Source organism: Methanolacinia paynteri (assembly GCF_000784355.1).
GTDB classification, from domain to species: domain Archaea; phylum Halobacteriota; class Methanomicrobia; order Methanomicrobiales; family Methanomicrobiaceae; genus Methanolacinia; species Methanolacinia paynteri.
This window is the reverse complement of the sequence record NZ_KN360928.1, coordinates 270,350-283,000: the sequence shown is the minus strand read 5'-3', so window position 1 is coordinate 283,000 and position 12,651 is coordinate 270,350. Positions and strand designations below refer to the sequence as shown.

Sequence of the window (12,651 nt, the reverse complement as noted above, 5' to 3'; positions counted from 1 at the left end):
ATGGATACGCAGACCGTTGCACCTCCGCTTCTCGACTTTGCAAATGTCTCCATAATCAGGGAGGGAAACGAAATCCTCCATTCTCTTTCCCTGAGAGTGGAATCAGGGGAAAATATCGCGATTCTCGGTCCGAACGGCTCGGGAAAGTCGACGCTGATCCGGGCGATAACCCGCGAGAACTATCCTGTCCTCTGCGACGGCCTCAGGTTCATGATCATGGGTAACGAGATCTGGCACGTGGGAACGCTCAGGACCATGCTCGGGATCGTCTCGCCAGAGCTCCAGTCCAGGTACAACAGGGAGACGACCGGGCGGGACGTGATCCTTTCGGGCTTCTTCTCGAGCATCGGGCTGTTCATGCACGAGGTAACACCGGAGATGAGGGAGAAGGCCTGCGAGATCCTTGAATTCTTAGAGATAGAGCACCTTGCCGACCGCCAGATGACGAGGATGTCGACAGGCGAGGCGAGACGTTTTTTGATCGGGCGTGCACTGGTCCACGACCCGAAGGCGCTTATACTCGACGAGCCGACTACCGGCCTCGATCTCCATGCCCTCCACCATTTCAGGTCGGCGATACGAAAGATCGCGGCCTCGGGAACGAACATCATCATGGTGACCCACAACCTCCATGATATAATCCCGGAGATATCGAGGGTTGTCCTGATGAAGGACGGGAGATTCTTTTCAGACGGCCCAAAGGAAGAGATCCTGAAGGACGATATAATCGGCGGCCTCTTCGATGTCCCGGTGAATATCAGGAAGGAAGGCGACTGGTACTACGCCAGCGGTTTTTAATCCTCTTTTGTATCCTCGTACAGCCAGACCATCCTGTCGAGGAACCAGAGTTTTCCGAGGTATACGAGGGCCGAACCGAAGAGAACCGGCCAGATCTCAAGAAAATAGACGCCGTATATCACGAACAGAAACCCTGTGCCCGATACGGCCGAAAGAATATTTGGCGCCCGGCGGTGGCGTTCGGGTACAAGTACGGCCTTCCTGTTGAGCCAGATCATCTCCCCGAGGACGGATTTTGAAGCCCAGTCGTCTGTTGATTTCGGCTTTTTGAAGAGCCTCGGGTTTATCCACATCCATAAGATCGCGACTGCGACCGGGACTATCGCCAACCACCCGAGCCAGACCCTGCTCCAGAACGCGATGACGAGTACGGGCAGGACCGTGTTCCTGGTCCATACGCTCCACGGGTTCGCATGCTTTTCCCAGGTCTCGTCGTCCATCGCGAAGAGGGATGCGATCTTCTGCTCTTTTGTCACGTGAATAAAATCAGCCTGTATCGATTTTATACATTGTGCCGGCGATAATGCAAGGGCGACTATAGTTCCGCTCGTCCGCCGGTAGGCGGATCTTTTCCTTTTTTTCCCTGAGATTCACGATTGTTCGATCGGTTTTGAGGCACCTTGATAAAACTTAATTAGTACTTATACGAACAATATGCTATGGCATATATGGAATGGTCAGAGAATCTCTCTGTCGGAATTAAGGAGATCGACGAACAGCACAAGAAACTCGTATCGCAGATAAACGCACTCCACGACGGAATGAGGTCCGGGCAGGGAAAGGATACCCTGGAGAAAACACTCGGCGAGCTTGCAGACTACACCCAGTACCACTTCAAGACCGAGGAGAAGTACATGGAGAAATTCGGTTACCCTGACTTCGAAAAGCACAGGGAAGAGCATGACGCATTCGTGGGAAAAGTTGCGGACTTCCAAAACGCTTTTTCTTCGGGAAAACTCGGCCTTTCGATCGACGTCATGAAGTTTTTGAGCGGATGGGTCGCAGGCCATATCAAGGGAACGGACAAGAATTACACCGGATGCTTCAAAGACCACGGCCTTTTGTAAATACTAATGAAATACTATTTTTTACTAAATTAGTATTTGATGCAGAAACTTGATCGGGTTTTTATTTTCACATTATCTATCAAAATGTAATAAATTGATAGATATTGATAGATTCTTTTTGGCCATTAATATGGATAATTTCTTTAAATCTGAGTCTATTTTGCCTCTCCTTGCTATATAAACAAGAACATTGAATTTACAGTATGACCTATCAACAAGGTTTTTGAAAATAACATACGCAAGTCACAAACCCTTGCAGAAATCCGTGGAGATCAAAGTTTCACTGCATGAATGAATGTTCTCCTTTATAGAGGAGAAGATATTTTTAATTCAAGAGATAATTGAACGAATTTATTTATTATTTGGCATCGTATGAGCAATAAAGAAAAATACATCAAGATGATTATGACTCATATTGAAAGACTTGGAAATTCCTTTGAAATAGAACTGCATCCTGATGAAAAAGGATACATTGGGAGGGAATGCCCAAATCCTGAATGTGAAGGATATTTCAAAATTGTTCTTGGAACAGGTTTAAAGGGGACTGCAAAATGTTATTGTCCTTATTGCGGCTATAGTGGTGATCAAAGTGAATTCTTTACAAAGGATCAAATAGAATTTGCAACTTCAAAAGTTATCAGAGAATTTACAGACGCATTAGTGAAAGATCTCAAATCTCTTGAATTTGACAATAAATCAAAAGAATCTTTTGGTATTGGTTTAAGTTTAAAGGTTGAACCTGGAAAGCCTTATCCAATACACCATTACAGAGAAAGAGAGCTTGAAACTTTTATAGAATGCCCGGAATGTACATTAAAATACAGTGTCTATGGGCTTTTTGCTTTCTGTCCTGATTGTGGTCAACATAATTCTATACAAATCCTCCAGAAAAATCTTGAAATTGCAGAAAAAATGGTTGAATTAGCAAACTCAGTAGAGGACTCTTTAAAAGAAAAATTAGTAGAGAATGCTTTAGAAGATTGTATTTCAGCATTTGATGGATTTGGTCGTGAAATTTGTAAAATTAATGCAGAAAAATCCTCGTCTCCTGAAAAAGTCTGGAGAATACATTTTCAAAATTTGAATTCTGTAAGAGACAATATAAACGATTATTTTGGTATTGATATAACCCAGAATCTATCTGATGATGAATGGAATAATGCAGAGATCTGCTTCCAAAAACGCCACCTTTTAGCTCATAAAATGGGTATTATCGATAAAGATTATGTCAAAAAAACAGGTGTTCCCCCATCGATGATAGGACATAAAATTACAGTTACTTTAGAGGATATTAAAAGCTTAATTCCAATTATTGAAAAATTAGCTAATTCAATTAAGAGTTCATTAGATGATTTAACTCAATAAAATATAGAACCCTACATTTTCCTCACCGCCTGAATCTCGTTTACAAAATCTATCAAAATGTAACAAAATGATAGATAATGATAATAAGGATCAGGCAGATATAGAAAATTAGTCATGAAGCTCCCACGGATCCCTGAGTATTCCGAAGATGATGCCAAAAAGGCATGGGAATATGCTGAAAATTATGAAATCATGGATGCGGTCTTCAGGTACAATAATAAATATCTCCACTGGGAGGAACTAAAGTACCGAGAACTCCCCGTAGATCCACTCTATGTCTGGATACTGATGAAGATCTTCAGGAACAGGGAGATGAAGTATCTCTTTTTCGATGAACTCAGACTGAAATACAATCTTCTTGATGATTTCCTCGAAAAACTCCATTATCTCGACAAATCTGCTGCGGGAAGCATCTCGTCCGGGCTTGACTCTATGTCTCGTGACAGGGACAAATTCATCATCAATTCCCTGATGGAGGAAGCAATCGCATCAAGCCAGATCGAGGGAGCTGCAGTCACGAGAAAGATAGCAAAACAGATGCTCCGTGAGAAGAGAAAGCCCGTCAATAAGGATGAGCGGATGATTCTGAATAACTATCTCACTATGAAGGAGATCACTACGATAAAGAACCGGGAATTGACGCCTGATTTGATATTGCATATTCATGCAAGCATTACCCGAAATACTCTCGATAACCCGGAAGACGAAGGCCGCTTCAGGGACAATAACGAGATAAGGGTATTTGACCAGAGCGGAAACGTCCTGCATACCCCTCCCGATTTTAAAAAAGTAGAAGAACTTATTGGAAAATTCTGTGAATTTGCAAACAACGATGAGGGACAGTTCATCCACCCTGTGATAAAGGGGATCATTCTCCATTATCTCATGGGTTATATTCACCCATTCAATGATGGTAACGGTCGGTGTGCAAGAAGCATCTTTTACTGGTACATGCTCAGGAAAGACTACTGGCTATTCGAATATATGGCTGTATCAAGGGCGATAAAGGATACGACAGGTCAGTACAAGATGGCCTACCAATATACCGAAAGTGACGAAAACGATCTAACATATTTTATCAGGTACAATCTTTCGGCAGTGAAGACTGCAGTTGACAATATCCAGAAATATATCGAGAAAAAACAAAAAGAAAACAAACAGGCGTTAAAAATTCTCCAGGAAAGCGATGGTCTGAATCTTCGTCAAGCCGATATAATTAAGTCGCTTATAAAAGACCCGGACAAACCAGTAACAATCAAGGAGATAATGGAGACATATCACATCGCATATGGAACGGCGAGAAAAGATCTCTTCCATCTTGAAAGATCAGGATACCTCCATAAGCAGATGTCCGGAAAAGAGTATTACTTCATATTCCAAGGTCTGAAGAATCAGTGAGCCACTATAGATTCATTGGATCTGATGTGGAGAAAGTCACTCTCGAATGGTTCGTAGGCCAAATTGATATATAACGGCCCCATTGCATAGGCTCATCACAAATCTTACCCTAAATCTCACTTCAAAGAATCCAGAATCAGGCAACCTAAATATTAGGGCAACAGGCAGAAAGAAAAAAATATAGCTATTTTGCTGCCAAACTCTGCAAATCTACGACCTTCATCCCGCTTCTTCATAAGAAATCCTGTAGATCTTTCCTGCATAATCGTCCGAGACAAGCATCGAGCCGTCGGGGAGGACTTCGACGTCAACCGGCCTTCCGTTTACCTCTCCCGAGGAGTCCAGGAACCCGGTGGCGAACACGACCGCCTCGGGTGTTTCATCCCCCGGCCTGACAGTTACGACCTGGTATCCGATCGGCGTCTCCCTGTTCCATGAGCCGTGTTCGGCTATGAATATCGTATTGTTGTACTCCTCCGGAAACATCGATCCCGTGTAGAACCGCATGCCCAGGGGAGCGACATGGGCGGGAAGCTCAACAACCGGAGGTATGGTGCCGGCCGGATTGTCCCCTCCTGCATACTCTGGATTCTCAATATTGTCGCCGTAATAATAGGGGAACCCGAAATCCATGCCCGACTCCGGTGCACGGTTCAGCTCGTCCGGGGGAAGATCATCCCCAAGCCAGTCCCTTCCGTTGTCGGTGAACCAGAGATCGCCCGTTTCGGGGTCCCAGTCGAATCCGACCGTGTTCCTGATTCCTGTGGCGTAGATCTCAAAACCGGTCCCGTCTGGATTGATGCGGGAAATAGTCCCGTAAATACTCTCCGGAGGATCGCAGATATTGCAGGGCATTCCGACCGGTATATACAGCATCCCGTCCGGGCCGAGCCTGATGAATTTCCAGCCGTGACTCGTATTGGACGGGAGATCGGAGAATACCGTCACAGGCTCCGGCGGTTTGTCGAGACTTTCCTCGATACCGTCGTACCGGATTATCTTGTCGACTTCAGCCACGTAGAGCGATCCGTTTTTGAATGCAACCCCGTTCGGCATAAAGAGCCCTTCAGCAATAGTCCACTGCTCATCGGAGCAGCCGTCGCCGTTGGTATCCTTAAGTGCGTAAACCGTTCCCTCATTCCGGGTGCCGACAAATATCGTTCCCTGATCCCCGGTGGCAAGGGAGCGTGCACCCGGAACATTATCTGCAAAAACTTCTGCTTTAAATCCCGTAGGAAGGGAGATAAATCCTGCAGTCCCGGAATTGTTTCCGAGGACCGGAACAGGCCCTTCAATGATTAAAAGGGCGAAAAATATCAGTGCTAAGACCACTACAATACTAAGTCCGGCAATTATCAGGCGCATGGGCAATTCACCTATGAGGGAAATTGTCACTCCATATTCATGTATCTTTCCCCGGCCATGAAGCAGATGATTAAGAATCGTAAATCTCAATAAACATCCAAAAGAATCATTATTCCGGGAGAACACTCATGAATGCAGTCGAAGCTGAAGATCTCAGGAAATCTTTCGGGTCTGTAACCGCCGTTGACGGGGTCAGCCTGTCGATCCCTGAAGGAGGAATATTCGGGTTCCTTGGCCCTAACGGGGCGGGAAAGACCACGACAATCCGGATGATGACCGGAGTCCTGATCCCGGATTCCGGCTCTGCAAGGATATTCGGAAACGACGTTCACAGCGATCCCCTTGCTGCAAAGCTTAAGATGGGTGTGATTCCCGAGAACGGTACCGTATACAGTGATCTCACCGCGGAGGAGAACATACTCATCACCGGAAAGTTCTACGGGATGGACAGGGAGCTCCGTGAGAAGCGTGCCGGAGAGATCCTTGAATGGCTGGGATTAACCGAAAGGCGAAACGATCTCGTGCGTATGTTTTCGAAGGGAATGCGGCAGAGAATAAGCATCGCCTGTGCAATCGTCCATTCACCGCCTCTTCTTATTCTCGACGAGCCGACGACAGGCCTGGACGTATACAGCAGGAGGCTCGTCATCGACACCATCCGCCGGATGAATTCTGAAGGCAGCACCATCCTCCTTACAACCCACAATATCGAGGAGGCGAACATGCTCTGCAGCGACATCGGCATAATAAACAAGGGGAGGATTGTTGCGACGGGCAGCCCGGAGAAGCTCAAAAAGACCTTCGATACGTCAAGATACGTGGAGGTCTCCTTCAACAAGCCGGTCGCGGAATCGTACTTTGCAGCCCCGGGTATCACCCGTGCCGAGCAGTGGGGGGACAAGTGGCGGATATACTCGGACGATCCCGATCTCGCCGTAAAACATGTCGCATCGATGGCAGAGCACGAAAATCTCTCCATTATCTCGATTGCAACATCGAATCCGACACTCGAAGAGGCATTTGTGAAACTTACGGAGGAAGCCTGATTATGGACTGGAAGACCTTTGCAGGTAGCATTCTGGCCGTAATGGAGAAGAACATGCGCATATATTACTTCAAGGGGCCTGTGATGATCTTCGGCCTGCTCTTCCCACTGATCATGTTCTTCACCTTCTTCATCGGGAGAGACCTGGATCTCGTTTTGTTCTATCCCGGCTTTCTCGGCATGATGCTCTTCTTCACCGCATCATCGGTCGGTCCGCTTATAACCCCGTGGGAGAAGAGGGAGAAGACATACGAGCGCCTTGTCTCCCTTCCGGTGATCCTTGAAAGCATAATAATCGGTGACGTGCTTGCCGGAGCCGTATTCGGGACAGCAATTACGATAGTGGTATTCTGCATCTCGGCACTGATCCTCCCTCTAAATATCGCAAATGCAGGTATTCTGCTGCTTGCAATTATACTCGGATCGATAGCATTCGCAGCCCTCGGAACCCTGCTGTCGTCCCCGGCGACGAACAATCCCTCCAATATAATGATGCTGTCGAGTCTTGTCCGCCTCCCGATAATATTCATCTCCGGGATCTTCATTCCATTAAGCCAGCTTGGGGGTTGGAGCTATGTACTGACGTCATTTTCCCCGCTGACCTACATCGTGGATCTCTTCCACTCTTCCCTGAACGGCGACGGGGTGTACCCGGTTTGGATGGACGTGCTAGTGATGCTGGCGGTAATACTACTGTTCATCGGCGGTGCGAAGGCGATACAGAAGAGGAACCTTGCAAAAGGAGTATGAAACTGTTTCAGCAACTATTCCCGTTATACCTGTAGCTGCCTTTCGGGACGGTGATCCTGAAGTCGACACCCTTCCCGGGCACACCGTCTTCAGCAATGGTGATTCCGGTTATCGAGAGGATCTCCTTTGAGAGGAAAAGCCCGAGGCCGGTATGTTTTCCGAATCCTTTTTTGAAGAGTTTTTCCTTGTCCTCTTCGCTTATCCCGGTACCGTTGTCACGGTAAGAGATCACGAGTCCGTCGTCTTCCTCCGAATAGGAAAAACCGATCGATGTCACGTGTTCGCCATGGCGGAGGGAGTTTTCGATCAGGTTATAGAAGACCTTCTCTATCAGGGGATCGCAGAATATTTCAAGCCCTTTAAGGGAATTTTCAAATTTGATCCCATTTAGATCCAGTGTCCCTGCAACCGAATCGGCCACTGCTTCGGTATCCTGCCAGTCGGGCTCCTTTACTCCGATATCCTGGTAATACCTGGTAAACTCGATCTGCCTTTGAATCGTATTGACAGCTTCTTTCTCCTTTTCGAGATATCCCTGCATTACAGTTTTGTCATCCAGATCGTCCGATAGTTCAAGGTAACCCCGTATTACCATGATCATGTTGAGGATATCGTGCCTTGTAATGGAGGAGAGCATATTCAGTTTCTTATTCGCCTCCCTTAGTGACTCCTCGACGTTCTTTCTCTGAGTGATGTCTATCACCGAGACGAAGATCCTTGAAAGTGACTGTTCGTAACCGGGGACTACAATTACTTTCATGATGACGATCTTGTCCTCTCCCTGGAATGTCCGGAGAATAACCTCTTTTTCAAACTCGGTTTCGCCTTTGGAGAGTGCAACGATCTCATCACAGAAAGAATCCAGCGACTCGGCTGAAAACGGCATGTCCACACCCCTGGAGAATTCTTCTGAGGAGTCTGCACCGAACAGCGCCGTAGTTGCATGATTGATCTGGATCACCCTTACCATCCTGGCGCATCTGCGGCATTCATCCTGATGCTCCCCGAGATATGAACCGAAATCCGTGACACCCTCACTTTTTTTGGTATCTATCCAGTCTTTAACCTTTGAAAAGTCCTCTTCCCATAAGGAAATAGGGGATTCCTCAAACAAAGTCCGGTACCTGTTTTCGTTCTCACGTAGCGCCTCTTCCGCCTGCTTTCTCCCGGTTACATCTTCATATATTGCAACAATCTCCATCGATGGTAAACGGTAGACGTAGTTCTCGCGCCAGCTACTGATACGCTCGTCAGTGTACAGCGATACGGGGTGATGCTCGGATTTGCCGTTTTGCCAGACCCTCCTGAATACATCCATCAGTCCGAATTCCGTAACACCAGGGAAAACCTCGCTGACACGCCTTCCTATCACTTTCTTCTTTTTGATCTTCTCAATAATCTCCGCACCATGGTTGAAATCTATAAATTCGAAATCTGCTCCGTCGTCTATAGCACGGTATACAGCAACACCGCTACTCATGGAATTAAAGAGCTCCCTGAACCTGTATTCGCTTTCGCGTAATGCCTCTTCCGCTCTCCGTCTCTGGAGATTCACCCAGACACCCTGCATAAGAAGTGTCAGTCGGGTGACATCGGCCTTGTCATAATCCTGCGGTTTGTTTGCAACCGCTGCAACCATCACAACCCTCCCGTCGTCGACGACCGGGACGGAGAGGAACCTCGTGATCTTCACATGCCCTTTCGGCAGCCCCTTCTTGCCTGAAAGGGGCTTCGAATAATTATTGGCAATCTTCGGTACGCGTTTCCTCACTGCATCCGCCCAGATACCGGCACTGTCTATCGGGTAATGAATCGGTGAGGCAGCGACTTTGCACTCCTTCATGGTCGATTCAGACCATGCCATGATATCCATCACGGATTCGTCGGGCTTCATCGTACCGATGAAGGCGAGCGAACTGTCTGTCATCCGGGAGGCTGCCTGCATAACGTACTCCGACAACTCCGCTTCGCTGGCGTCATGCATCTCGGAAACCTTCAACAGAGTTTCAAAACGCTCCCTGGTCAGCTGTTCCTCCTCTTCCGCCTGTTTGCGCCTGGTGATATTCGTCATGATGTAATTGAAACCGCTAAGCTTATCGTCATCATCGAGGATGGGACGCTGGGAGACCATTACATAATGTATTTTCCCGTTTTTGGCAACGATCCTGAACTCGTTTCGTCCATATTCACCCTTAAGCCTCTTCTTAAAGGCCTCTATACATGCGGACTGATCATCGGGATGGATATAATTGGTGAAATGCCGGCCCGTCATATCTTCCTGCGAGTAGCCGTACAGGCTCTCGACAACAGGACTGATATACATAAAATTTCCCTGAAGATCAAGGGAGAATATTACATCATCGATATTCTCCACGAGTTCGCGATAGAGCTTGTGACTCTCGCGGAGCTCTTCCTCAGCCTGTTTGCGCCTGACCAGGGTCCAGGCATTTTTTGCAAGAAGGGTCAGAATATTGAGATCATTCTCATTATAATCCGTTGATTTGTTGCCTACTCCAATGATCGCGACAATCCTGCCTTTGTCAAATATCGGAGCTACAATCTCCCTCGTCACCCCGACATGACCCTTTGGCAGACCTTTTTTATGGGACAGGCCTGCGTAATCGTTGTGTATTATTGCTTTTCTTTGCCGGAGACAATCCACCCATACGCCAGCTTTTGTTATAGGATACTCCCTTTCCGGTTCTTTTGGGATATAGCATTTGTTGCTTGTTTTTGTCGACCAGGCGACCAGGTGAATTGTCTTCTCGTCCGGGTTAACGAAATGGAAGAATCCGATCCTGCTTTCCGTCAGCCGTTCCGCTTCATCGAGAGTATATCTCATGCTTTCATCGACGGACATCGAATCTATCATCTGGTTTAATTTTACAGCGACCTGAATCGCTTCTTCTGCCCGTTTCTTCTCTGTAACATCCCTGATAGTGCCCTGGAAACCGCTTATCCTGCCTTTGTCGTCTTTCCGTGCAATTGTAGTTATAAGCGTGTTGATGACGGTTCCGTCTTTTTTGCGAAGATCGACTGGATATTCGTGCGAATAGCCTTTTTCGCTGATATATCGGATGTGTTTTTTCCGATCTCCAGGATCTGCATAGAGATCGCTGATTTTTATATCCATCAGTTCTTCATGGTCATCGTAGCCGAACAACCTCATGGCGGCGTTATTGAAATCTACCCATCTGCCTTCGATTGTAGTGATGAATACACAGTCGACAGAAGTGTCGAAGAAGGCTTTATATTTCTCCTCGCTCGTCTTAAGGGCCTCTTCCGCCAGTTTCCGATCGTTGATGTCGTAACAGGCTCCGATATACCCGGCAAACCGACCATCAAAGTCATAGAACGGCTTGCCGCTGTCAAGCAGCCAGTGGTAGGTACCGTCATTGTACCTGAGCCTGTACTCCATCTCAAACGGCTGCTGTTTACTGAAAGCCCTGGTATAGATCTCAAGGCACAGGTCAAAATCCTCCGGGTGCACGCCTTCCGTCCATCCGCCCCCCATCTCCTGGTCGACAGTCCGGCCGGTGAAACGGAGCCATTCTTTGTTGAAATAGTCGCATTTACCGCTGTTGTCCGAACGCCAGATTGGATTTGGGAATTCGTCGAAGAGCTTAAGGTAATAATCCCTTGATTTTATCACCTTCTTTTCGGCGATCTCTTTCTGGATGATAAGTGCCAGGGAACGGCTCAAACCCTGGAGGATTCTGTCCATTTCAGGCGAAATGAGTGATCTTGAAAAAACTGCAAATACCCCTAAAATTTCGTTTCCGGGCGGTTTCATGCGATATTCCGCAAAAGAGGAAAGACCGGTTTCCTTCACGGTTTTATGATCCTGCACCAGCGGTTCGTGTGCAGCATCGTTTGTGAGAAAAGAGTCGTTCTCTCCATTGGCGATCCGCCCCACAGTGTAGGCACCCAGCGGGACACGCCGGTATAATTCCTCTTCGAGATATGCATAATGGCCCGAGCTCGCTTTCAGGTGCAGGCATCTGTCGTGGGAATCGCATCTGTCCGGCCCTTTGGTGGCTTTGGCATGAATACAATTGCTTTCACAGAGATCTCCGTCTTCAATGAGCCAGATCCGGCAGAGATCCACCCCGAAGATCTCTGTAACCCCGTCGGTTATGATCTTTAATTTACTCTCTAACGGCTCAGGAGCAAGAACCGATTCGAGGACCCTGTTAACCCCCTCCTGCCAGAGACGGATTCTGTTCTGCTCCTCTTCAAGTATTTTCTGTTCGGTTACATCTTTCAGCGTCTCGATCGCACCGATGATAACGCCCCTGCTGTCCCGGATTGTACTTGCGGTGAAATCCAGCCAGATCCCCGATTCCCCCATATGGGGGAAAAAGTCGATCGCTTCATATGCACCGTCGATAAATTCCGATTTATTGTATCTGCCCCTGTAGAGTTCAGGAATCAAATCTTCCTTTCCGTCAAGAAGCAGATCAGAGAGGCAGGGTTTTTTCTTCCGGTAAAATGCCTTCCAGTGCTGATTTGTCCCCAGGACGTTCTTTGATTTTATTCCGCTGTATTTCTCCAGTGCTTCGTTCCAGAAGAGAATCCTGTGATCCCTGTCTATGATAAACTGCGGGATCGGAGATGCACCGATAATGGCTTTTATCCATTCATCGCAACTGCCGTATTTGTCAGCCTGGATTTCTGCTCTCTCTTCCGGTTCTTTTTTGGACATTTTAGCGGTCTCTATGGGTGATAACGATAAAATGCAATATAAACTTATCTGGATTGCGTCCGGATAAACGGCGATCACCTGTTTCCCTGTGCCATGAATTATATTAATCTAATGACGTTAACCTGCAGGGCAAAATGGTAAATACTATTTATCAATCT

9 protein-coding genes are annotated in these 12,651 nt (G+C 47.2%); 6 read left to right on the top strand and 3 right to left on the bottom strand.

Annotated features, from left to right (window positions below; genetic code table 11):
* Window positions 1–798 carry an ABC transporter ATP-binding protein gene (locus METPAY_RS04800; protein ID WP_048149988.1) on the top strand — a complete coding sequence of 266 codons (798 nt, stop codon included), beginning with the start codon at window positions 1–3 and terminating at the stop codon, window positions 796–798.
* Here the strand turns inward: METPAY_RS04800 and METPAY_RS04795 are convergent.
* A complete protein-coding gene (locus METPAY_RS04795) occupies window positions 795–1,274 on the bottom strand; it encodes a DUF6653 family protein (RefSeq protein ID WP_048149635.1) in 480 nt (159 codons plus the stop codon). The genes METPAY_RS04800 and METPAY_RS04795 overlap by 4 nt on opposite strands.
* 183 nt (window positions 1,275–1,457) lie before the next feature.
* On the opposite strand from METPAY_RS04795, the gene METPAY_RS04790 reads away from it, so the two are divergent.
* From METPAY_RS04790 to METPAY_RS04780, 3 genes are all read left to right on the top strand, one after another.
* Window positions 1,458–1,865 (top strand): bacteriohemerythrin, encoded by a 408-nt coding sequence (locus METPAY_RS04790; RefSeq protein ID WP_048149632.1) that lies wholly within the window; start codon window positions 1,458–1,460, stop codon window positions 1,863–1,865.
* A 372-nt stretch (window positions 1,866–2,237) separates the two neighbouring features.
* Window positions 2,238–3,230 carry a hypothetical protein gene (locus METPAY_RS04785; protein WP_048149630.1) on the top strand — a complete coding sequence of 331 codons (993 nt, stop codon included), beginning with the start codon at window positions 2,238–2,240 and terminating at the stop codon, window positions 3,228–3,230.
* 114 nt (window positions 3,231–3,344) lie between these two features.
* Window positions 3,345–4,628 (top strand): Fic family protein, encoded by a 1,284-nt coding sequence (locus METPAY_RS04780; RefSeq protein ID WP_048149628.1) that lies wholly within the window; start codon window positions 3,345–3,347, stop codon window positions 4,626–4,628.
* Window positions 4,629–4,847: 219 nt separating this feature from the next.
* Here the strand turns inward: METPAY_RS04780 and METPAY_RS04775 are convergent, their stop codons facing one another.
* A complete protein-coding gene (locus METPAY_RS04775) occupies window positions 4,848–5,993 on the bottom strand; it encodes a PQQ-dependent sugar dehydrogenase (RefSeq protein ID WP_157198998.1) in 1,146 nt (381 codons plus the stop codon).
* Between the two features lie 128 nt (window positions 5,994–6,121).
* On the opposite strand from METPAY_RS04775, the gene METPAY_RS04770 reads away from it, so the two are divergent.
* Entirely contained in the window at window positions 6,122–7,039 is a 918-nt protein-coding gene (locus tag METPAY_RS04770) for an ABC transporter ATP-binding protein (RefSeq protein ID WP_048149626.1), read from the top strand.
* A 2-nt stretch (window positions 7,040–7,041) separates the two neighbouring features.
* Window positions 7,042–7,788: an ABC transporter permease gene (locus tag METPAY_RS04765; RefSeq protein WP_048149622.1), complete on the top strand. Its 747-nt coding sequence runs from the start codon at window positions 7,042–7,044 to the stop codon at window positions 7,786–7,788.
* Window positions 7,789–7,795: 7 nt separating this feature from the next.
* On the opposite strand, the gene METPAY_RS14110 is transcribed toward METPAY_RS04765, so the two are convergent.
* On the bottom strand, window positions 7,796–12,493 hold the full coding sequence (locus METPAY_RS14110; protein WP_052418668.1) for a PAS domain S-box protein: 4,698 nt from the start codon (window positions 12,491–12,493) through the stop codon (window positions 7,796–7,798).
* Window positions 12,494–12,651: the final 158 nt, after the last annotated feature.